The organism is Aquitalea sp. S1-19, assembly GCF_024343515.1.
On the sequence record NZ_RJTZ01000003.1, the window covers coordinates 18910 to 42626 of the forward strand.

22 protein-coding genes are annotated in these 23717 nt (G+C 52.7%); all 22 read right to left on the reverse strand.

What is annotated here, in order from left to right; all coding sequences use genetic code 11:
* Position 1: 1 nt before the first annotated feature.
* Entirely contained in the window at positions 2-1117 is a 1116-nt protein-coding gene (locus EGI20_RS00860) for a glycosyltransferase family protein (RefSeq protein WP_498628860.1), read from the reverse strand.
* A gap of 166 nt (positions 1118-1283) precedes the next feature.
* Positions 1284-2204: a hypothetical protein gene (locus EGI20_RS00865; RefSeq protein ID WP_498628862.1), complete on the reverse strand. Its 921-nt coding sequence runs from the start codon at positions 2202-2204 to the stop codon at positions 1284-1286.
* A 29-nt stretch (positions 2205-2233) separates the two neighbouring features.
* Positions 2234-3325 carry a Gfo/Idh/MocA family protein gene (locus EGI20_RS00870; protein WP_498628864.1) on the reverse strand — a complete coding sequence of 364 codons (1092 nt, stop codon included), beginning with the start codon at positions 3323-3325 and terminating at the stop codon, positions 2234-2236.
* Between the two features lie 189 nt (positions 3326-3514).
* Complete coding sequence (locus EGI20_RS00875) at positions 3515-4528, reverse strand: glycosyltransferase (protein WP_498628866.1); 1014 nt, start codon at positions 4526-4528, stop codon at positions 3515-3517.
* Positions 4529-4691: 163 nt separating this feature from the next.
* Positions 4692-6278 carry a hypothetical protein gene (locus EGI20_RS00880; protein WP_498628867.1) on the reverse strand — a complete coding sequence of 529 codons (1587 nt, stop codon included), beginning with the start codon at positions 6276-6278 and terminating at the stop codon, positions 4692-4694.
* Positions 6220-6738 carry a glycosyltransferase gene (locus EGI20_RS00885; protein ID WP_498628868.1) on the reverse strand — a complete coding sequence of 173 codons (519 nt, stop codon included), beginning with the start codon at positions 6736-6738 and terminating at the stop codon, positions 6220-6222. Before EGI20_RS00885 ends, EGI20_RS00880 begins: the two co-directional genes overlap by 59 nt.
* Complete coding sequence (locus EGI20_RS00890) at positions 6735-7193, reverse strand: hypothetical protein (protein WP_498628870.1); 459 nt, start codon at positions 7191-7193, stop codon at positions 6735-6737. Before EGI20_RS00890 ends, EGI20_RS00885 begins: the two co-directional genes overlap by 4 nt.
* Positions 7194-7210: 17 nt before the next feature.
* Positions 7211-8299 (reverse strand): glycosyltransferase family 4 protein, encoded by a 1089-nt coding sequence (locus EGI20_RS00895; protein WP_498628872.1) that lies wholly within the window; start codon positions 8297-8299, stop codon positions 7211-7213.
* A 26-nt stretch (positions 8300-8325) separates the two neighbouring features.
* Positions 8326-9216 (reverse strand): chain length determinant protein tyrosine kinase EpsG, encoded by an 891-nt coding sequence (gene epsG, locus EGI20_RS00900; protein WP_498628874.1) that lies wholly within the window; start codon positions 9214-9216, stop codon positions 8326-8328.
* A 15-nt stretch (positions 9217-9231) separates the two neighbouring features.
* On the reverse strand, positions 9232-10623 hold the full coding sequence (gene epsF / locus EGI20_RS00905; protein WP_498628876.1) for a chain length determinant protein EpsF: 1392 nt from the start codon (positions 10621-10623) through the stop codon (positions 9232-9234).
* 130 nt (positions 10624-10753) lie between these two features.
* Entirely contained in the window at positions 10754-11437 is a 684-nt protein-coding gene (epsI, locus tag EGI20_RS00910; protein ID WP_498628878.1) for an exosortase-associated protein EpsI, B-type, read from the reverse strand.
* The gene (xrtB, locus tag EGI20_RS00915) at positions 11427-12302 is read right to left on the reverse strand and encodes an exosortase B (RefSeq protein ID WP_498628880.1); all 876 of its coding nucleotides are present in this window, start codon (positions 12300-12302) and stop codon (positions 11427-11429) included. Before xrtB ends, epsI begins: the two co-directional genes overlap by 11 nt.
* A gap of 105 nt (positions 12303-12407) precedes the next feature.
* Complete coding sequence (locus EGI20_RS00920; RefSeq protein WP_498628945.1) at positions 12408-13289, reverse strand: EpsD family peptidyl-prolyl cis-trans isomerase; 882 nt, start codon at positions 13287-13289, stop codon at positions 12408-12410.
* A gap of 29 nt (positions 13290-13318) precedes the next feature.
* Positions 13319-14131, reverse strand: a complete 813-nt coding sequence (gene epsE, locus EGI20_RS00925; protein WP_498628882.1) for a polysaccharide export protein EpsE — start codon at positions 14129-14131, stop codon at positions 13319-13321.
* A gap of 243 nt (positions 14132-14374) precedes the next feature.
* Positions 14375-15520 carry an outer membrane beta-barrel protein gene (locus EGI20_RS00930; RefSeq protein ID WP_498628884.1) on the reverse strand — a complete coding sequence of 382 codons (1146 nt, stop codon included), beginning with the start codon at positions 15518-15520 and terminating at the stop codon, positions 14375-14377.
* Positions 15521-15662: 142 nt separating this feature from the next.
* Entirely contained in the window at positions 15663-16823 is a 1161-nt protein-coding gene (locus EGI20_RS00935) for a hypothetical protein (protein ID WP_498628885.1), read from the reverse strand.
* Between the two features lie 120 nt (positions 16824-16943).
* Positions 16944-18179 (reverse strand): class I SAM-dependent methyltransferase, encoded by a 1236-nt coding sequence (locus tag EGI20_RS00940; RefSeq protein WP_498628887.1) that lies wholly within the window; start codon positions 18177-18179, stop codon positions 16944-16946.
* A gap of 81 nt (positions 18180-18260) precedes the next feature.
* The gene (locus EGI20_RS00945; protein WP_498628889.1) at positions 18261-19676 is read right to left on the reverse strand and encodes an undecaprenyl-phosphate glucose phosphotransferase; all 1416 of its coding nucleotides are present in this window, start codon (positions 19674-19676) and stop codon (positions 18261-18263) included.
* A gap of 354 nt (positions 19677-20030) precedes the next feature.
* Complete coding sequence (locus EGI20_RS00950; protein ID WP_498628891.1) at positions 20031-20639, reverse strand: alpha/beta hydrolase; 609 nt, start codon at positions 20637-20639, stop codon at positions 20031-20033.
* Positions 20639-20947, reverse strand: coding sequence for a (2Fe-2S) ferredoxin domain-containing protein (locus EGI20_RS00955; protein ID WP_498628893.1), 309 nt, complete (start codon positions 20945-20947; stop codon positions 20639-20641). Before EGI20_RS00955 ends, EGI20_RS00950 begins: the two co-directional genes overlap by 1 nt.
* A gap of 17 nt (positions 20948-20964) precedes the next feature.
* Positions 20965-22371 carry a replicative DNA helicase gene (gene dnaB, locus EGI20_RS00960; protein ID WP_124735830.1) on the reverse strand — a complete coding sequence of 469 codons (1407 nt, stop codon included), beginning with the start codon at positions 22369-22371 and terminating at the stop codon, positions 20965-20967.
* 58 nt (positions 22372-22429) lie between these two features.
* Entirely contained in the window at positions 22430-23608 is a 1179-nt protein-coding gene (locus EGI20_RS00965; RefSeq protein WP_498628896.1) for a BaiN/RdsA family NAD(P)/FAD-dependent oxidoreductase, read from the reverse strand.
* Positions 23609-23717 lie beyond the last annotated feature (109 nt).

A 23717-nucleotide genomic window follows, 5' to 3' on the forward strand; every position in this document is an offset into this window, starting at 1 on the left:
TTTATGCCGCGACTAAAGGAAGGTGCAAGCCACGCAATAAATGCTCAGCCGTCACGGCTGGCGCGTGACGTTTACTGACAGTCTGTCGTCCAGACTGGGCCAGTTGCTGCCACAAGGTTGCGTCGGTGCGCAAGCACCGTACTTGCTGAAGAAAGCTGGTAACATCGGCAGCAACCAGGCAGTTGCGCCCAGCCTTCAGGTCGTAATGGCTCGCTACGGCAATCACGGGAGTCCCGCAGCCCCAAGCATCACCGATTAAACCCCAATTGCTCAGTTTACCCGGCGACAAGACAAAGCAGCCCGAACCAATCAACTCCAGGGCGCGATCACGCGAACAACTTTTCTGCCAACTGACCCGCTCGCCACCTACTGCCATAATCCTGTCCAGTGCCTGTTGCCCTGCTGCATCCGTCGCCGGGCCAACCAGTGCTATGTGCATATCGGATTCGGTCTGCAACAGGCTACACAGATACTCACCTAATGCACTTGCGCCTTTGACCTTGCTGACTGAGCCAATATAGACAGCCAGATGCGAGTCATGCGTTTCTAAACCAAGGGGGGATTCGGCTGCGGGATGTGGCCAAGGCAGATAGAGTAACTTACCTTCCCTTTGGTCGTTGCCTGCCACATCAAACTCGGCAGGATTGGAGCAAAACGCACGATCGGTACATGACAGTAGTTGTCGGGCACGATATCTGATCATCCATGGCCGTAAAGGCTCGAGACCAAGATAAAAACGGCGCTTGAGTTCCATGCGGCTATCAGAAAGAAATTCTTCATGCAGCAATATGGGCGCACCGGTCTGTTTCTTGACGGCCAATGCAGCGGGCAGGTTGTGTGCAATGGCACAAAACACCCAATCTGGCCGGTTTTTCTTGGCAAAATGCACAATACGCTCAATGGCAGCCTCCGAATCCAGCGCAACATTCAGCCGGATAATATCCAGATTTGGATGCTGCTCATCCAACGCAATGCCTACCCCCCCCTTAAGTACATCGCGTGCACCGGCAAAAACCGTACATCTAACTTTACCTTGCTCGCACAAACGACTCCACACCATTGCCATTTCATTCAGCGCGATATCAAACGCGGGATAAATAGCCAGCACATTCATCATGTAGAACTCCTTCTATCTGCAGCAGGTATTACACGCGATGATGACATTAAGCAGATCAATGCTGACTTTTCATTATATTTTCAGAAAAATAAACATACTGACCCTCCCCCTGCAATTACGCATATGGCTGCAATAACAACGCGTTATGGTAACATCAGACCCCGTATCAACTTGGACGTACAAGTATGGGCCTGCTACTTATATCGACAGATACCGGTGCGGCAGGAGGTGACCATAAACGCTCTACCAAATTGCGGGTCGAGCGGATATTGCCGCGGCTAGATGCGCCGAACACCATGGACTGGATATTTGGCTGTTGGCTGACCCACTCTATGGCCTCCTCAGGCGCTATAGCGCCCGAGGCAAACACCGACATGGCCACAGCCCGAAATGGCTGGTCGCGCAAATTCTGCTGGTAGGCTTCCAGTCCACCACTCATGCGGAATCCAAGCTTGTTGATATTGGCGCAGACGATAGGAGTGTCTACTCCTATTTCTTGCAGTACAGGCAGCAGTCGAGGCAAATTCATCGTGATAAATCCGGGCTCAGCCTGATAACGCTGACGGACATGATCGGCGAAAATACGGAACGCATCCTTGAAACCCAGACCCAATAGCAGATCAACGACCACATTTTGCAGAAAGATGACCGGCGTATTCAGGCCAGAAAACATTTTCATCTCGGCGTCCACCAGTAAGGTGGTGATCCCTTCAATATCTTTCTTGGCCAGCGACATCCCGCCGCGCAGCGCTGCATTGAATAGCCCCTCATTCGGCAAGAAGCGCTTGAGCGCACCGATCATGCCGTCTTCTGTCACAGCATTGGCGTATTTGTGCGCATAAGGCATGCAGGGATAAAACTTGAAACCACTATAGCGTGTCGGATTCGCACGCATATGCTCGGCGACCAACGCAATACGATCATGTGTCGTGCACATGAAAGTCCGGATACCCTCATCATAGGCATCATCCAGTACATCCATCACCGCCTGAATATGCTGGAAACGCATGGCTTGGGCGCGGGCCTTTTCTTCCGACATATGGTTAACGCCAAAAAACTGATTATCCCCAAACAACAATTTGTCCATTTACGCGACCCCTTTGATGGTAATGGGCGTTAGCCGCCGAAAATAGCCCAGCGCTTTTTGACCTTGGCCTCGCGGGCGGCTACCGGCATTGGACCTTGTTCGGCATCGGCAATCAGCATCGATATCACGCGATCTGTTGCCTGCGCTTCGGCAAAACTATTGATATTCTCACTTGCTGTACCCAAGCGGATACACTGAATGAAATAATCCAGTTGGGCTGAATACTCCTCACCGCGCACATAAAACCATACCGGTGCAGTCAGTTCGGTGGTGTACCTCACATTCCAGCCATACTGATAACCCGCAGGCAGCTTAGCCGTGTCTCGCAAATAAACCTGGCACTCCTGCCTGTCTGCGCGAATACGGCCCTGAGTGCCGAGCACGGTGACTGCTGTACTCATTTTGCGAAAAGACTCGTCGCTCCAACTCACCGAAATCTGAGCACTTTTCCCGTCCGGATAAAACAAGGTTGCAAACACCTCGTCATCGGTCTGGGCTGAAAACACGGAGTTAAGCACTGTGCCGCCCACAGCAAATGGCATGCCGAAATACCAGGTCACCAGATTCAGCGGGTGGGCAGCGTAGTCATACAAGCAGCCCCCGCCCTCGGCACGTTGTGTACGCCACGAACTTCCCTTGGGTTTAAGCACAACCGGGCCGTAAGCTTCAGCCTGAATATGCGTCACCTCTCCAATGGCACCTGCCTCCAGCAGTCGCTTGACCTCCTGGAATGCACCGACAAAACGGCAGTGATAACCAACTTGGTTGACCCGGTCAGTCGCTTGCGCCATTTGCGTCAGCATCTCGCCATCAGCTGTATCCAGACAGAATGGCTTTTCACAAAAAACATGCAACCCCCGTTCCAGCGCAGCCTTGACCATGGGAGCATGCATGCCCGAGGGGGTGGCAATAATGACCGCATCCAGCTTGGCCTCGCGCAACATGGTGTCAAAATCAGTGTATGCAGCCAGCCCGGTATACTTCTCCAGCACATCCAGTACATAACCGCTGGCATCACAAATAGCCGTCACACAGACATCGGGATGCGCATTGATCATGGCTAAATGCGACAAGCCCATCTTTCCCAGTCCGACGACAGCAAGATTAACCATACGATCCATCACAACCCCCCCGGTGCGAGTAAAACAGCTTTGCATTAGTCGTGGGATACGACTGCACTGGCAAAACGAGTTTCAGTACATTTAGTTTTTTATAGTAAATAAAACTATCAAATTGCAATGCATATATATTTTTCACCCAACAAATACCCATTTTTCCATCATGCAAAGCGCCATGATGGGATGCCAAAGTTATGCTTTCGTACCTGAAGTCTGCAAGGGGAGGCTTGCCAGTAGTTGGCTATAACGATTGGCCAGCATGGCAGCCAGCACCGGATAACTGCGTAACAACGCAATCCGGCTGCGGCCCTGCTCCCCCATCTGCCGCGCCCGCACCGGATCACGTAATAGCGCCAGAATGGCGGTTGAAAAACCGTCGGCAGTCAGAGGAACACACAGCCCGCCAGCACAAGCATCGAGGAGAATTTCCTGATCAGGCAAGTCGTTGGCAATAACCGGCACACCATAGGCCAGATACTCCGCGACCTTGGTCGGCGAGCTAACATCGAATACACGCGAGCGCGGTATCGGCGACAAGCCAAGCCGGGCTTCTTTCAGATAACAGCGTGCCTCATGTGCGGGCAACCAGCCTGTAATATGGACATATTTAGTCAGCCCCAAACGCACAATTTCCCGATCCAGCCATTGGCGATCTCCCGGCAATTCGGCATCGCCAACTAATACCAGATAAGCATCCGGCTCTTCCTGTACGACCTGCACCATGGCCTCCAGCATCAGCTCGGGATGGCGGCGACGTTCCAGCGCACCTAGATAAACCAGCAGTTTTCGGCCACATAGACGCCTATCTGCCGGAGGTTCCAGTTGATCTAGCGTAGCGGGGAGGCTTACGCCCATAGGAACCGGCGTCATCCGCTCTGACAGCACCCCCTTGTCTGTCAGCATGTATTTCATGGCATCACTCTGCACAAACACATGATCGGCTCTGGGCAAAACCCAGCGATATAGCACCCACGCTGATATCCGCCCTCGAATCCGCCAGAACAGGCGGCGCCATACTGAAACTTCGGCATGAATCCGCCCCTTGCCTACATCCTGCATTTCCTCGGCCAGAGGAAACGACATCCAGTAAAAAAAAGGCAAACCATGCCAGCGCGCAGCCAGCAGGCCAATCAAGGCACCTATCGCGCGATCGCGAACCTGAATAGCGCAATATTGTTGACGCGATGGCAAGGTAAACAGGCTCAAAGCCGCACGTAAAGAGGCCATCACCCGCCCCCCAGTACCTCCGGCATGCTGTAAAAAAACATCACCAGCTAGCCAGCCCCCCCCGGCACTCGCATCCTCTACGGCGGCAATATCACAGAGCCATCCCAGCTTAGGCAGCTCAACACCAAACAATTGCGCCAGATCAGGCCGAAAACTGGGACACTTCTCGCGTGTCAGGTATAGCAGGCGTTGCGACATGAGACCTCCTTGCCAGCCAGGCAAGATAACCGAAGGTAAAGGCCAGCAAGGCCTCGTGACTCATACTGGACAGCATCGAGTTGGAGTAAAAAACCATGAAGAAATTGAAAATCAACGAGACGCGTAGCACATTGAGAATGACTTTGTCCCGCCCAACACCAGCCTGTCTAAGCAAGCGGGAAGATGTACGCCAAGCAAAGAAGAAAGCGCCTATCAGTAAGCTTACGGCCAGTAATCCACCATCCCACAGCAAGGTGGAAAGCGTTGTAAGGTTGATATCCAGCCCGCCATAAAACCTGTTGAGATGCCCCGGCACCAGCGAACCATCGCCACTGTATGAACTCCCCAGGCCATGCCCAAATAACGTAGTGACCGGATTGCGCCAGCCATGTTCATTCATCCAGAATGTCACAACCGATGTTCGGTTCAGACTATAACGCCCGCTGTAACCCACAGCACCGAAGTTGTAATCCAGCGTTTGCTGCAACCGTTCGGCAGGTGTCATAAAATCGGTGGCAAGCATTTTGAAGTACAGCCAAGCCAGCGTCGTGGTTAGCAAAACACCGAGCAACACGGCCAATAGGGCTGCGACTGGATGTTTGCGGATATCGGTCACAAAAACGATCAGCAGCATCAACGGCAACAACACCAAAACCAGTTTTGTTTCACCAATAAACAATGGTGCGCCCAGCCAGCACGAGAGCAACAAAGCATGCCGGCTTTTGAGCAAGCCTTCTTTCCATGAAGCCAGCACAAAAGCCAGCACCAGAATCAAAAACATGGCCATCGTGCTACTGGATCCACCGCCAGTCATACTGGCTTCGAATGTACCGACGACGACATCAATAGGAACCACACCATGCCCCATGCCCATGCGCTGAGGTACCAGTACCCAGTACTGGTAAAGTGCAAACGGCAGTTGCAACAAGGCGATAAAAAAAAGCAGCTTGAGCCAGCCTTGATACAAGGCTTCTCCGCGGTCATTTAGCGGCATCATGGCCAGCGCCAACATCAGGCCCCACAACTGCCATGCACGTTTGACTCCGGCACTGACCTCGGCAACACCACCACCGCCGAAGAATGAAATCACCGTACTCACACACATCAGAGACAGAAGAAGAACCATAAATGCAGGTAGCGGCACTTGGCCTTGCCGTGCGCTTAAGCCGATCAGTATCATGCTGGCCAATAAAAAAAAGCCCAACAGCGAAAATAACCATGCAAGTTTGGTTAACGCAGGAAAAAAAAGGCCAACCGGCCCCATTAATAGCAAAGTGCCAACCAGCACCAGGCTGATGGCAAGATCCGAACGCTTAAAAAAAAGCCCGCCAAACAACACACCCACAGCCATCGCACTGGGCAGTACGGCACCCTTGGCCGCAACCCAACCAAACAGCACGGCCAGCACCATGGCGCCTACAACGACAGCCAGATCCGCCAGACGCCGCCCTTCCGGCAGACGGTAGGCATCGCTACTCACCCACATGCTCCCGCTTTTGCCTGCTACTTTCATGGATGAATTGCCGCACATGAGCAATCAGTTCGGTACTAGCACTACGCGAGCCCACTTCGGGCGACACCGAGAGTTGCCCCGCACAAAAGGCATCCAGCAAACCCAACAATGCCGTTTCATCATCGGCCACCCAGACTCCAGGCCTGCCTCGCAACCAATCGGCCGCCTGCCTTTGGTGGTCGGAAGTGATCTCGCCCAAGGCAAACGAGCGGGGAAACAAAATAACCGGTTTACCTGCCTGCATGGCAGTAATAAAAGACCCCATTCCCAAATGGGCAACCATCAACTCACAAGACTCAACCGACTGGTTAAACTCCAAAGGCCGCATCATGCGAACCCACTCGGCATGCTTTGGCAAATACTGCCCTTGCCCTAGCTGAATCAATATCTTCTGTGCCGGATGCTCACCACTCCAGCGGTCAACTGCTTGTACCAAACGGTCAAAAGGCAGCATGGATCCGATTGTGGTAAAAATCACAATGCGCCCCCCCAGTATTCGATGCCGTTGCTACGTGCGACTTCTGGCCACTGGCTGACACAGCGATGGGCAATGCGCAGTGCTTTTTTACCTGAATGCGACAACTGCTGGCAGTTGGCGATACTGTCTATCCACAAGGTCTGTGCGCCACATAAGCGTCCGAAAAACACACAAAACAAAGCTGGCGCCGAGCCTGTTGTCACTACGACGTCCGGCCGTTCACGCAATATGATCCACAGCATGCGAAACACCACGCGCACAAAAGCCAGTTTGTTTTTTCGCGATGCGTCACGAAATGCATAATAACGATGACCGGGCACCTCATCCTGCGAGGCGGGGTGCACACTGGCATAGGCAACTTCGCACCCGTCAAAAGCTGCGCGTAAGCGCAACAATTGCACCCAATGCCCCCCGCCAGAGGCGATAGCCAAAACCTTGGTCCGATTGCGATTCATGGTCTTCCTTTCAAACTTCAGGCAGACTGGCGCTGCGCCTCAAGATGAGGCTTACCGGTCAACTCGCCATACAAAGCTTCAAGCACTGGCAACACGGCACTACGAGAAAAGGTCGAGGCCACCCGCAAGCGCCCTGCCTGCCCCATACTTTTTCTCAAGGCAGCATCCGAGGCCAAACACAGCAAGGCATCACGCAAGCCGTCAATATCACCGGCATCGAGCAGCAAGCCATTCACACCCTCACTCACCAGTTCGGGAATACCACCAACCCGAGTCGAGATAACAGGCAACGACCAAGCCATCGCCTCCAGCAGACTGACCGGCAGGCCTTCGTTATATGAAGGCAAGACCATTAAATCAGCCTCGGCCAACAATTTGTCACGCTCAGCGCCCCCGACCCAACCCAGAAAATCGACGTCTGCCGCCAGACCCAAAGCTTCGGCTTGGCGGCGAGCCTGTTCAAGCTCGCCATTACCACCGATTTGCAAACGCATAAAAGGATAGATTGCCCGTGCCTGCGCGAAAGCCGGCAACAGGTCAAACACGCCTTTGCGTTCGCCAATGATGCCAAGAAATAACACGTTCACCATTTGCTGTGCCTGCCGACTTAACGCTGCCGAAGGGAGCTCGACATAATTGGGCAATACAAGAACGCGGGCAGTCGGTGCGAGCGTATGAATAAAATCGGCCCAGCTATCCGACAGGACTAAAACTGCTGAGCAATGCTCCAGCGTGCTGCGAATACGTTTTTGCAAGAAAGGAGACTGCGCCGCATACCAAGGTTTCAGGTCTGAGCCATGCAAATGGAAAATAACCGGCACGCGACAGGCAAACGCCAGCCAGGCAAAAACCGACTTGCGCCAGAAACTACCCGCCATGGCAACATGGCAATGCAACAGGCTGACCCGGCGCAATAGCAGCTCGCGACAAAAAATCAGCAAGGCACGCAGTGCCACCCACAACCTGCGGCCAAGCGAACCTTCTTCATGCGGCGAAAGCAGGCGGACATTCCAGCGGGAAAAAAGTCCATCCGCCCGATAGCGCTCCACTACAGACAACATGCCACCACGCCCTGCGGTGCATAACATAACCGGCTGTTTAGCCATAGCGCCCTCTCGTACACAAAAACCACTCAGCGATTGATCACACAGCCAACCCGAGGTATTTGCGCCTGTTCCAGATCTTTGGCCAGGGCAGATAAAGCAGACGCTGAGCTTTGGTTGCGCTGAGCTACGATCAGTGCACCAGCGGCCCAGCGCGCGATAATGCCGGCATCCGCCATGCCGGATGCCGGCGGCGTATCCAGCAAAATCACATCAAAATATTGACGCAACAGAATCAACAACTCACCCATGCGCGGGCGACTCAGCAACTCCTGCGGATTGGGAGGCACCATGCCGGCAGGCATGACACTCAGGTGCGGCAATGTCGCAACATGATCAATAGCATCATCCAGTTCACAGCGTCCTGCCAATAAATTGGCCAGCCCAGCCCGATTCCCCAGGCGAAATAAGCTGTGCTGGCAGGGCCCACGCAAGTTGGCATCAATCAACAAGGTGCGCTCGCCCAATTGGGCAAAAAGAACCGCCAGATTTGCACTGATAAAGCTACGCCCTTCACCGGGGCCGGGACTGACCAGCGCCAAAGTCTTGTGCTTTTTCTCTCCGAACCAGCGAACCAGTAACTGGCTGCGCAAACCACGTAATTGCTCGACAACAGGAGAAAAAGGATCAAATGCGGCAACTACTTCAGCACTGATACTGTCATCCCCCCTGTCTAAATAGGGATAGTCATATTGACGCGACAGCGCCTGCATTAATCCGGCCTCGCTGACCAGCCCCAAGCGTACGGCGGCCTCGCCAAAACGTATGCCCTGCTCCTCCTGAAACCGGGTTATCAAAACAATGTCACTGGCACTGATTAGACCATCACGCACCAGAATGTCACCTAAACTGCGCAGATTCGAGCCTTTTTCACTCGCCAATACAACTTCACTCAGCTTAGGGGGAGACAAATCGGACATAATTAATACCTCGCGCTAAACCCTGGAGGAAAGATAACGACTCTGGCGCAGACGGGGTGAAGCGGCGGAATATGTAGCATCCTGCACCACGCCCAGCAAAGGTGCCCCGCTAAGTAGCACCAGGTCTTCCACGCTACGCACACGCCTATCCATCATTTCGCGCAGCAGCATAGCGGCGATAGCCAGCACACTACCAAGAAAAATGGCAACCAATAAATTCAGAATTATTTTGGGGCGTGTCGGCAATAAGGGCTCGACGGCTGGGTTTAATATGCTAACGTTGGTTTGCACCATCTGCGACTCCAGCTTGCTCTGAGAGGCGCGCTGATTAACCCCATCAAATGCACGCTGGGCATTCTGCACCTCCATCTGCAACACACTGATAGCATCACGCTGTTTCTTTAATTCAAGAATTTTTTGCTTCTGGGCTTCAATTGCATCTTTCAGATCTGCCTCTTTATATAAGCTAACCTGCCCGCTGGTACCTAAAGCAATACGTACCTTGCGTGTTTCTTCTGCCAGACTTTGTCTAAGATTAGTCAATTGGGCCGCCAGGCTGCGTACTTGCGGGTGATTAACACCTGTTTTTGCCGACAGTTCGCGCAACTGCGATTCACTACGAGCAATATCTGTTTTTAGCTGGATAATCAGCGGACTTTGCATTACCTCAGGCAAAGTATCATTCCCACCACGCTGCTTGTTTTTTGCATCCTGCGTCTGAGACTGAACTTGCGTCAATTGACTGGATAGCTCATTCAACCGGGTCGTTTCATAATCGAGACGTTCATCCCCGGCTACAATACCGCTTTTTTGCTGAAAATCAGACAAAGCTTTTTGTGCAGCTTGTAACTGCCGCCGTTGAATAACGGTCTGACTGTCAAACCACTGTGCATATTGCTGAGCCGGCTCTGCCCGTAAACCAATATTAGTATCAATGTAAGCCCGGGCAAAGGCATTGGCGACGGTTGCTGAAAACTGCGGGTCAGTTGCCGAAAACTCGATACTGATAACATTACTTTCCCTGGATGGAACAACGGTCAAGCCTTTCTTTAACGAAGTGGATAACCACTCTATCAATTGCCCACGACCCTGTGTCTCTTCACGCCATTGCTCGCGTATCGCCGGGTTTTTTTCCAATCCCAAGAGGTGAACAACCTGACGCGCCACTCGCTCACTATTGATAATATCAACCTGAGTTGCCATATAACCCGGTGCCATCATGCCTGGCAACACCATACCCGCAACAGGATCTGGCGACTTCACATCTAGAACCACTGAGGTTTCCGCAGTGTATTCCTTAGGTAAAAGCAAGCTCACGATCAGGGCTGTCAAAACCGTAAGACCAAGAACCAGAAAACCCAAATGGCGCCTAGCCTTCAAGACTTGCAGTAGCTGATATAAATTCATAATGTGCCCTTGTCCTTGCAACTTGTCTTGTCTGTTCCGACCACCACCAGATAAAGCACACTACAACTGGCGCAGCCAAAACTTTATAAAGCGCTAACCAACCTCATTAAATATGGCACAATTATTGAATTTAGATACCAAAAAATTGGCCTCTATGGGCAGGTGCAATGTGCTTAGCCAGTTGACGGATAAAATCATCTTGCAAATGATAAGCTGCCACGCTATCGCGTCCAATGGACGATACACGAACTAACAAACCATCAGGAATCAGTTGGTGACGCAAGCTGTAATTCAATTCAGCCGGCTTTTTTTTCCAGCTATCCGCTAAAGGATAATTGCCAACAGTAAACCAGTACGTCAGCGGCTCGTAACGCTGCTCGCGCAATGTCGTTTCTAAGCGCCTGACTGGAATTTTTTTACCTAGCAACATGACATCCTGCCTCACATTGCTATGAATCACAAAACCTTGGGCGGGATAACAGACTTCTGGGTAATGCAGCTGCATCCCATCACGCTGATCAGCACCATAAGCTATAGAGAGCATCACACGCTCACCCTTACGATTTACGTAAGTCCGAGCTAATGTCTGGGTATATATTTTCTCTATTATGGCTTGTTGCTGCGGATTAAGAACAACCATTGGGCCGTTTACATCCTCTTTCCAGTCCCCCACACGGGAAGGAATAACAACAGCCAGATCAAATCCACCTCTCACCCGAGATAAATACTGCGTAGGTGCCAGGGCTATAGCTAAAAGTGCAGCGAGCGACATCAGAATAAAAGCCAGCATAGCCACACGAATATCACGCGACATGCGACGATCCCTTATTTCCAGTAAAACGCAACAAGCTATCCGTACCGATGATCAACAACAAGGCAACGACAAAAAGCACCATACCAGAAAAACCATGTAAAAAACCTTGACCGGCGGCATCGCCAAAATGGTAGGTAACCAAAATCAAAACACAAACTCGAACCACGTTGGCGACAAAACTAATAGGTATAATCAAAATCGCCAAGCCGACATTACGCAGCAAGGAACTATGCCGGACAATGTTGAGATAAAGCAAACCCATCGCTTCAAGCGTAAACAGTGTCTGCAACCCGGCACAGGCATCGGCAACCAGTAATTGATAAGAACCTATCTGCAACATGACGCCAGAGCGGGCAATCGGATAACCAGCATGAAACAATAAAAACTCGGCAACCCATGAAACAGCCATTTTCATGGGTTGCGTCAAAGCATCAACCACACTGACAGGCAAAGGTAAAAGAAACAACATGAAAAAGATAGGGAACCAGAGCAAGCGTAGCGCAGCAGAACCACGTAGCAAGAGCACGGAGCCCGCCACCATCGGGAGGCTGGAACCAACCTCAAGAATCAAGATACCCTGTGAACGCCCAAGCGCATAGATCAAGCAGCCCGCAAACAATAAAGCCCAGGACATGATTTGGCCACTGGACACTTCAGCGCTAGCAACCTCAATCCTTTTTCTCCAAAACAACCAAATACATACCGCCAATACAATAGGACCATGCCCTTGCTGTTCACTTCCCCACAGCCCGTGCATCAGCGTCCATACCGTAGGTATGTACAATAGGCAAAACCCTGAACCCAATAACAACCATGGTAAAAAAATCGCAACTTTTTTACTGTGATAGTTTGCAAGGATTTCCATGATTAAGCCACCTACTTAGCTACATATTATCATTGAATGGTATAAATACAAAAACACTAAGTGCGCACACAACACATAATATGTGCAAAATCAGATTATCGTCTTTTATTTTTTGACATCAACAGCTGAAGAGGCAGGTCGAACAGATGTATCATTATTAATTAATTTATACTCAAGCTTTGCATCCTTTTTTAGCTGTGAAATCAGCTTTCCCATTAATTCGTTACGTTGCTCAGCAATGAGAATTCCCTGTATCTGAGGCAAGGCAACCTCTTCAGATACCGGCGAATGCTGCGAAGCAACTACCTGAATAATAGTCACAACATTTTTCCCGTCCAACAAAATCAATTCACCATCATTCAAAATGGCTAACTTTTTCAATACATCCATGGGAAGCGCTTCTGCCCCAACGGTGGCACTCTCCACATTGGCAGATATCTTTTCACCATTCAACCAGGCGACAATATCTGAAATCGATTTACCAGAATCAATCTCGGACTGCAAATCAGAAACCAAACCAGGCTGGTTAGCCAATGACACATTGTACAAACGATAAATCTTGCGCTCGGAAAAAAGCTCGGGCCGACTATTGTAATAACGAATAGCAGCTCGACCATCTGGCTTTACCTGTTGATCCAAAGCACTATTTAGCCATGCTTTAGCCAGCACATCTAAACGTGCGTTCTCCATTGCCATCATGACCTGAGGATCTCGATCCAATTTTTCAGCTATCGCCTTATCACTGAGCAAACGCTGTTCAATCAGATGCTCTAGCGCCTTTTTTTGCACTGCATTTTTATCACTCACCGGCAAGGGATTGACAGACTGCAAAGCGGCATTTAACTGATGAACCGTAATTTCATTACCATTAACAATGGCAGCAACCTGAGTAGCAGGTTTGGCCTGTTGCTCTCCACAGGCGACAAGCACCAGAAGGAACGGCATGCCAAACAGGCTCCAGCGGCTAGCAAGTATTTTTCTTTTCATCAAGAAATACTCCAGCATTGTGCAAACCGTTAAAATAGGCTCTCGCGCACATAAATCACATCATCTGCCTGGACCAGATCGGAAAGAGCCGGACTAACCTGAACCAGGTTGCCATCCGCGCCTTTGCGGTTAATGCTCAAACGCCACTCGGTACCACGCGGCGTAGGCCCCCCACCTTGTGCCAGAGCCTGCTGAACCGTCATGCCACGCTCTATACGAAATGCCCCTGGGCGCTGAGCCTCGCCATAGATGTAATATACCGGCGCCCGATGAACAAAGAGCACATCTCCACCTTGCACAACTGGATCATCACTGGCGGCGTTCTGCCCCAGAAATAGTGCAGGCATGTCGACTTCCCAATGGAAAGGCTTCCCGCTGCGTAACCCGCTGACCACGACCGTATCGCTACCCGTAGCTGCTGTTCCGCCGGCGAGCGCCAACAAATCTGATACCCGGGTATTGCCTGTTTCCAGCGGAAAACGGCCAGGGCGATTAACCTGACCAAGTACCGACACCTGATTACCACGCACCTGCAACAGCGAAATATTGACCTGAGGTTGCTCGACAAACCCGCCTTTTTTCAGCGCACGAGCAATTACGGCCTCGGCATTGGCTGGGGACAGACCGCCGACCTTCACCTGACCAATCAAGGGGTAAGTAATCATGCCACTCTCCCCCACCCGGGTTTCGAGTGTCAGATCCGGATTCTGGAATACCTGCAGGCGGATAGTATCTCCCGCTGCCAACTGATAATCGACAGGCTCGGCCAATGCTGGAGTGCCAGACATAGCCAGGGTCAACAACAGTATGGCCTTGAGTTTACCGGTCAAGAACTTAGGCATCAGCTTATCCTCCAGCGGGGATCACCATTAAGAAGTTCACAGCTTGCAGCAAACCGCATCTCAGATGCATCGAGGATGCTTGAGCATACCCAGTCAAAGCTGGAAAACATTAACTCCACCTACGCTGCCTGCAACTTGCGTGACTTGTATATTTTTGATTTATAGCATCGCAAATTCATTTTTGCTAAATAAGTTTATTTACAAGTATAAAAATAAAATATATGCGAATTGTTGTGATTGCCGTCAGAATGCAAACCGTGCGCCCAGCCAGAATTGCATCCGACGATAACTAGGGTAAGGGTTTGTTGAGTCACGCCTTTCGTGCGAAAGCTCGGTGCTAATTCTAAGCGGATCAAGTATCTGCCAGTCGGCCCCCAAACGCAGGATATCCGTCGTTTCCTTAAACTGGGGGGTATTAGCAGGCGCCCCCTTATAATCCGTGTCCGCGCGCGACAGTCCAGCGCTCAGGCGCACTTTATGGCTGACTTGCCACACGGGCTCCAGCGCCCAGGTCGTCGTTTGTTTGGAGGTGAAAAACTGCTGTGCCTCAACATCATTGCGCCCGCTTAAACTGATCTGCAGCTTGGCCGTAGGCGCCCAGCGCAGGGTAACGTAACCGTTCTTACCCGAATAATCCCGCCCAGGATTCGAGTCATAACTACGCTCAAGCCGTCCCAGCCCAGCCTCTAACCGGGTCTTGTCCGCCAATTGCCAGTTAGTGCTAACCAGATAGCTGCGCTGGTCAAAGTCGAACCGTCCCTGCTCCTCGCCACGACCATCGCGCATGATAAGCTGCAAATCATTCCCCGCCGGCGTTTGATAGCGCAATCCCAGTTCGGCACTTTTTAACTCCTCACTGACGGAAAAGCTTGGCTGACTGTAATCGGTCTTGCTGTGATCGAAACCACCCAGCAGATATAGACGCTGCATGACCTGCCACTGCAAGCTGGCACGCTGAAAGTCTGTAGTTTTTATATTCACACTATCAGCAAGAAAAGCCGGATCAATCAGATCCTGCGTTTCATCGTGCTGCAACAAAAAATCGCCGCTCAGACGTGAACCCAGTACCCATTGCCAGCTAGCTGCATAGGGGTAGGCTGTGAAATCGTTGTCATCGTATTCACGGTAACGGTAATCAACCAGAGACACGTCCAGCTTCAATCGCTGCAAACCATAACGCTTATCCAGCATTACGCCCGCTTCGGTGCGTGCCAGCCAATCAGACTTGGCATTGCTCTCACTACCAAACAAATTGGAGTCATGCGTCAAGCGGATGCCGGCAAAAAATTGCACGGCATCCAGCTCATCTGCCTGAGCACCGTGTCCGATAGCAAGCAGGGCACTCAGGATACTGATATGCAAAAGATGCACTCGGCTTGGCTGCTTCATATGACCCCCCATACCTGAAGTAGCCATGAGTGGGCTCGATTCAACCACAACCCACATCATGACAAACGTTAATTTTGTTATAAGGCCACAAGACAAGCAGCAACTCAAACTAAACGACTATCGCTATCCAGGCATAAACCAATTACGCAACACTGCCACACAGACATTGCAAGGCTATCGCAGCCACCCGCGAGTCAGGCAAATCCACGTCATCCAACCCAAGCATCTGCCCAGGCTCCACCCGGCGACGCATACGCGCACCACTCATCAAGCCGATAGGGACATGTTGCAAATATTCACCTACCATCACCGCCTCGCCACGCACATCGAAGCCACCGCTCCCCTGACCGATAAAATCTCCGGGTAAAAGCACATGCTTGGCAACCGCCCCCACACCCATGCGGGGCCGACTGCCGTTGTTCAATAACACCTTGCCGCCTGCAAGCAGGCGGCGTACGGTTTTGGCGACTTCAAGCGAACACAGGTGATACGGTTTTACTAGCAGGTAGTCCGGGCCGGCCCCCAGCTTGAAGTAATTAAGCAGGGGGGCGAGATCCGCATCATGGCGCGCAACGATAAATACGCCGGTAGGTGCCCAGCCTTCGGCCAGCACATAGTCGGCAATGACCATGCCTTTCTCTTGAGCCTGACGTGCCAAAGCGGCTGCGCCCTCGGCCAGGCTGGCACAGGCGGGGCCGGCCAAACCCTGAAGCAAAATGCCGGCGCCCAAGCCATTAGCCACCAATACCTGTTCGATCTGCACCTTGGTGCCATCGGTCGCACCGGTAGTATTGGCCAGACTGATACCCTGACGTTCGGCCCAGTAAGCCATACTGGCCCGCGACGGATTATGGTCGAGAAAGCCTTTCATATTGCCGTACACCATAGGGGTAAAACCCATGGCCAAGGCATCCTCATGCAGCGCGGCAATAGATCCTGGTTGGTCTCCCTCGGCCTCACTGAATACCCCCAGGCCGGCTAGATATGAACCTGTGGTCACATGCAGTTCGGCATTGAGTGTCGCTACCGGCAAGCCGGCTTTTAGTGCGGCCTCGGCGACCAGAGAACCATGAAACACATCCCCGCTCATCTCGACGACGATATCGGAGTTGTCCAGCAAGGCCGACAGCGAAACAGTCAGACAAGCCGGATCAAAACCGGACACGCTATCCGGATCACGCCGGGTCAGCACCGCTCCCAGCGATAAATCCGGGCAGTGGCGCTGTATTAGTTTGGCAAAGCTCTGTGCCATGGGCCCGGTACCGACAATACCGACCCGTGCAGGTGAAGATAATTCGTTCATATAACCCTGCCGCCAGCGGCCTTTTTAGATTGACTTAAACTGGCAAGACCCGCTTATACGACGACCCCCTGCCCATAAGACAGTGGCCGACATACAAACGGGTCAACCGTTTTGCTGCCTTTAATCCAGCACCTTGACTTCAGGACAGAACACGACAAACTTGCCGCCCCACTCGCGAATGCCAGCAAATTTCTGCATCAATTCCTCGCTCCAGTTCCACGGCAGGATGACCAGATAATCCGGCTTGTCGATAAAAATCTGCTCCGGTGCCTTGACCGGCAGGTGCGAACCGGGCAAATACATACCCTGTTTGGCCGGGGTGTGGTCGACGGTGTAGCGGATAAAGTCGCTGCGTACCCCGAGATAATTGAGCAGGGTATTACCCTTGGCCGGCGCACCCACAGCACACATCACCTTGCCGGCACGCTTGGCATCGATCAGAAACTGCAGGATTTCCTGTTTGCGCGCGACAACCCGGCTATTGAAGCCCATATAGGTCGAGAGTTGATCCAGCCCTGCCGCATGCTCGACATCCAGCAGACGCTGCACACGCTCACTGACCGGATGGACGCAAGTATCGGCACGCTGGGCAAATACCCGCAGAGAACCACCATGGGTGGGCAACTCTTCCACATCAAAAAGCGCCAGTCCGTTGTGCTCAAGTATTTTCTTGAAGGTAGTCAGCGAGTGGTAATAAAAATGTTCGTGGTAAATCGTGTCGAACTGCAGATTGTCCAACAGATGCAAGGCATGATGAAACTCGAAGGTGGCGACCCCTGCCGGCTTGAGCAGTACGGCAAAGCCACCGACAAAGTCATTGATATCCGGCACATGCGCGACGACATTATTGGCAGGCATCAAATCGGCAGACAAACCGCGCGCAACCAGACTGGCCGCATAGTCGCGGCCAAAAAACTCGGTCTCGACAGGAATGCCCAGCGCCTTGGCCACATTTGCCGTATCCGCCGTGGGTTCCACGCCAAAAACCGGAATGCCTGTCTCCTGAAACCAGCGTAACAAATAGCCATCATTACAGGCGATCTCGACCACCAGACTGTCTTTATTCAGACCGAAGCGCTCGGTCATGGCCGTGCTATACGCCTTGGCATGGGCAAGCCAAGTATCGGAGCAAGACGAAAAATACGGATAGTGCTCGGAAAAAATCTCGCTGGCTTCCTCGCTGCCCGGGGCTTGTACCAGCAGGCAATTCTCGCAGACCAAAGCCCCTAAGGGATAGTAACGTTCCATATCATTGGCTTGGCCCTCCTTGCGCAAAGCATTGGACAAGGGCTGCATTCCCAGATCCGCCAGCACATGGTGTGCAGAGTGGCCACAAAAACGGCAATTTGTATGCATAGACTTTCTCCATTGTTTATATTTGTGACACTCCACACCAGACAAGACAAAACACACTGCCTTGCCAAACTAAAAAACATCTTAATAAGCTTGCTTATCGCCTTTAACCAAAGTTGTTACTGTCCGAAAAATAATCTGCAAATCCAGACCTAAAGACCATCTACGCAAATATTCAATATCGTACTCAATACGCTGCCGCATTTTTTCCAAGGTATCAGTTTCCCCTCGGCAACCAGACACTTGCGCCAAACCGGTAATTCCCGGCTTTACCTTATGCCGCACCATATAACCCTTGATCAGTTTACGGTATTGCTCGTTATGGGCCACAGCATGCGGACGTGGCCCGACAATACTCATGCGACCCTGTAAAACATTGATAAATTGCGGCAACTCATCCAGCGAAGACTTACGGATAAAAGCACCAAACTTAGTAATTCGACTATCGTACTTTTTAGCCTGATTTATTACATTACCATCTTCGCATACCGTCATCGAACGGAATTTATAGATATATATTTCCTCCCCGTTCAACCCATAACGGCGCTGAACAAAGATAACAGGGCCGGGTGAACTCAACTTCACGCCAAGTGCCACAAGCAGCATAAGCGGGCTGATCAATAGCAGAATAATGATAGACAATACAATATCGCTTCCCCTCTTGATAAAAGAATGGCTACCACTAAATGGCGAATCACATACTGCAATCACCGGCATATTGCATAGACTGTCGACCCGGCCCTGTATCAGGTCGGTCACAAACACGTCCGGCACAAAGTAGATGGAAACCGTGGTATCGCGCAGTTCATCCAGCATCTGCAAAATACGCGGCTGGCTGGTCATCGCCAGCGTGACATAAATCACGTCAATTTTATGGAGCTTTATATAGTCTGCCAAAGCGTCAACCTTGCCCAACAAAGTAAATTCTTCATTGGAAACTCGCTCGCCGACTCTATCATCAAAAAATCCCAGTATTTTAATATCGGACAAATGCGCATGCCGCACGCGCCGCGCCATAATCAAACCATGTGATGTCATGCCTACACACACGGCTTTTTTTTGCTTTAATAAAAACCGCGGTGCAATAAGGCGAAATATCGCATGACCGGAGAGTGCAATAAGTGGTGGCGACCACAACCACAGGCTTAACATGTGCTCATTAAATAAATAGCTGGCATGCACCAGATAGGAAACAACCAGCAAAACGGCACATACCAATAGCCAGGTTTTAGCTACGCCAAACATAACGCCCCAAAAACTGGACTCAAGTCGGGCTTTACCGGGGAAAGTCAATAAAAACACAGCCAAGGCACACAATAAATATGATGGCGTGACACTGCCTTGCAACAAAAAAGGAATGACAAGTGTCATCACGGTGAAGACAAATGGGTCTATTAGCGAGGAAATGGTGACGATAATCGGGTTGGTCGCAGGCTGGCCAAGTTTATGGCTATCTGGTTGCAACATCAGCTTGCTCAAAGATTTTATATTATTGTCCATGGGCATCAACCATCCACTGCCGGCGACATGCCAGACTTCACCCTACCCGTTGTAGGAAACGGATCAAACCATGTCAATTTGGATAAATAAAATCACAAAAAAATATCAGACAGATACTTCTAGCAAGTCTGGATACACGAGATGGTGAGTGCGCGATCAGGTCAAGGACGGGGGGCGACAACAAGCAAGAAAATGCACAAAGAGGTTGCCCGCAACATGCAGTCGGACAGGCGCGCATGGCCCAAAGGCAGGAACTAAAACAGGTCATGACCTGTGTAGCTAAAAAAGAAAACCGGCCAGCAATATCAGGCTTGCTGGCCGGTTGAGCAGGGATGCTGATGCTGGGGCGAGTTCTTACCAGCAGCGCTTGATCAGCGCCGCCAGCTGAATCAGCCGGCCATGAAAAAAGTGGCCGGCACCGGGCAATACCACGACCGGCAAAGCTTGCGGGCGCGCCCAGTTAAAAACATCGGAGAGCGGAATCACTTCATCTTCTTCCCCGTGTATGACCAGCGTATCCGCCGGCACGACCGGCGTTTCAATCGGATATTTACCCACCGCAACGCCCATCAGCAGCAGCTTGTCGGCCTCTATACGCGCCCGCGTTCTGGCCGCGACAAAACCGCCAAAAGAAAAACCGGCCAGCACCAGGGGAACATCCCCATGCTCGGCGCGAGCATACCCTGCCACGGCGATGACATCGTCGACCTCGCCCACACCATAATCATGCTGACCGGCACTGTCGCCCACACCCCGCAAATTGGGCAAATAGCAGGCGTAACCCATCTGGGACAGGGCGCGTGCCGCGGTTTGTACCACCTTATTGCTATGTGTGCCGCCTTGCAGCGGATTAGGATGGCAGATAACGGCCACGCCCTGCACCGCCCCTACGGCAGGCACATACAGCGTGTCCAAAGCACCGACCGGGCCGGCTACCACCAATTTATTCAACGCCTTGAGCATCAGATCTTCAGCCTTTGCACTACACGGCCGGCCACCATATGCTCGGTCACGATCTCGTCGATGTCTTGCTGATCGATAAAGGTGTACCAGGTTTCCTCGGGGTAGACCACCATCACCGGGCCGGCATCACAACGGCCGAGGCAGCCTGCCTTGTTGACGCGGATCTGCCCTTCGCCTGCCAGACCCAGCGTCTTGACCTTGTCCTTCATATAGCCAAGCAGCTCGCTGGCGCCATGATTGTTGCAGCAATCGTCGCCGGCGGCACGCTGGTTGCAACAGATGAACACATGCTTGTCGTAAAAACTCATACGGCTTTCTCTCTGGTTTAACCGTCGCTGTCGGCCCAGCCACTGGCACCGTGCAGGGCGGCATTCTCGAACTTGGCGTAATGACCGACAAAGGCCAGCCGCACCGTGCCGGTCGGGCCGTTACGGTGTTTGGCGATAATGGCTTCGGCCAGACCCTTGTCCGGCGAATCCGGGTTGTAGTATTCGTCACGGTACATAAACAGGATGATATCGGCGTCCTGCTCGATGGCGCCGGATTCGCGCAGGTCGGACATCATCGGGCGCTTGTTCGGGCGCTGCTCGACTGCACGCGACAACTGCGACAGCGCGATAATCGGCACCTCCAGCTCCCGCGCCAGCCCCTTGATGCCGCGCGAGATCTCGCCCAGTTCGGCGGTCCGGTTGTCGCCACGCCCCGAGCCCGACATCAGCTGCAAATAGTCGATCACGATCAGGCCCAGCTTGCCGCCGTGCTGACGCGCCAGGCGACGCGCGCGCGCGCGCACTTCCAGCGCAGTCAAGGCTGGCGTCTCATCGATATACATCGGCGCATCCGACAGCTTGCCGATGGCGAATGTCAGCTTGCTCCAGTCTTCGTCCTGCAACTTGCCGGTTCGCAGCACATGCTGATCCAGCCGCCCGACCGAGCCCAGCATACGCATCACCAGCTGGGTGCCGCCCATTTCCATGGAGAACACGGCCACCGGCAGATGGTGCTCGACCGCTACATGCTCGGCAATATTCATCGAAAACGCCGTCTTACCCATGGACGGACGACCCGCCACAATCACCAGATCCCCCGGCTGCAAGCCGGATGTTTTGGCATCCAGATCAGTAAAGCCGGTCGGCACGCCGGTGACCTCATCCGGATTATCGCGGCTGTACAGCATATCGATGCGTTCGACCACTTCTTTCAGCAGGCCGGGCATTTCCAGAAAGCCCTTTTTGCCCTTGGCCGTCGACTCGGCAATCTTGAAGACTTTGCCTTCAGCTTCGTCCAGCAGTTGCGAAGCGTCCCGCCCCTGCGGGCTGTATGCCGACTCGGTGATTTCGGCCCCGATAATGGCCAGCTGGCGCATCACCGAGCGCTCGCGCACGATTTCGGCATAGCGGCGGATATTGGCGGCCGACGGCGTGTTCTGCGCCAATTGCGCCAGATAAGCCAGGCCGCCTACATTGCCAAGCTCGGCATTCTTGTCCAGGCTCTCGGAGACGGTCACCACGTCGGCCGGGCGTGCCACTTCGACCAGACGCAGAATATGTTTGAAGATGATCTTGTGGTCGTGACGATAGAAGTCCGACTCGCTGACAACATCGGCGATCTTGTCGAACGCACTGTTATCCAGCAACAGGCCGCCCAGCACCGACTGCTCGGCCTCGACGGATTGCGGCGGCGTGCGTACGGCCGCAGCCTCGCTGTCAAAATTCTCGGTGGATTCGGTCATGTGGACACTTGAAGTGTGCAGCCGGCTGCAGCCGGCCGCGAAATAACAAAGCGGGATTCTAGCAGTTTTTGCCGGCAACAAAGCCAGACGACCAGGCCCACTGGAAATTATACCCACCCAGATGGCCGGTCACATCGACCACCTCGCCGATGAAATAGAGGCCGGGCACAGCATTGGCCTGCATGGTCTTGGACGACAAGGCACGGGTCGACACCCCGCCCAGCGTCACCTCGGCTTTTTTATAGCCTTGCGTGCCGTTAGGCTTGAGCCGCCAGTGATGTATCGCTTCGGCCAGTTGCTTGCGCGTCTTGGGGGAGAGTTCACGCAGACGCACATCCATGCCCTGTGCCAACAGCCAGGCATCGGCAAAGCGTCGCGGCCAGCCCCACTCTACCAGCGCATTGGCCACGCGCTGCTCGCTGTTGGCGCGCGCAAGCAACAAGTCCTCGGCATCCTGCCCCGGCAGCAAATCGATGCTGATTTCCATGCCCGGTGCCCAATAGGACGACACCTGCAAAATGGCAGGTCCGGATACACCCTTATGGGTAAACAGCACATTCTCGCGAAAACACCCCTTGCCTGCCTTGACCTCCACCTCCAGCGACACGCCGGCCAGTTCGGCAAAGCGGGCGGCATCATCTACATGGAAGGTCAGCGGCACCAGCGCCGGCGCCAAGGGGGTCAGCGCCACACCGAACTGCTCGGCCAGACGGTAACCGAAAGGACTGGCACCGATTTGCGGAATCGACAGGCCACCGGTGGCCACCACCAGTGACTCACAAGCAAATACGCCGTCAGCCGTTTGCAGGGTAAACCCCCCGGCCGGATCGCGCGCCACCTCGCCAATAGTCACGCCCATGCGCCGCTCTACACCGCCCAGGCCGCATTCGGCATCCAGCATGGCAATAATCTGTTCGCTGGACTCATCACAAAACAGTTGGCCCAGCTTTTTCTCGTGCCAGGCGATGTTGTAGCGCGCCAGCAGATCGATAAAATCCTGCGCCGTATATTGCGCCAGCGCCGAGCGGCAAAAATTCGGGTTCTCCGACAGATAGCAGTCATAACGCACACCGCTATTGGTGAAATTGCAACGCCCGCCGCCCGAGATGCGGATTTTCTCCGCCAGTTTTTGCGCATGATCCAGCAATAAAACACGGCGGCCACGCTGTCCGGCCGTTGCCGCACACATCAGCCCAGCGGCACCGGCACCAATCACGATTACATCAAAATGCGTCATGCAAGCCTTTACTTTACTTATCTGGTCAACTATTGGCGGGACACGCCCAAATCCAGTAAACTGCCAATGTATGATTAGGTGATGTTACTGTCTAAATAGCAACAAGGAG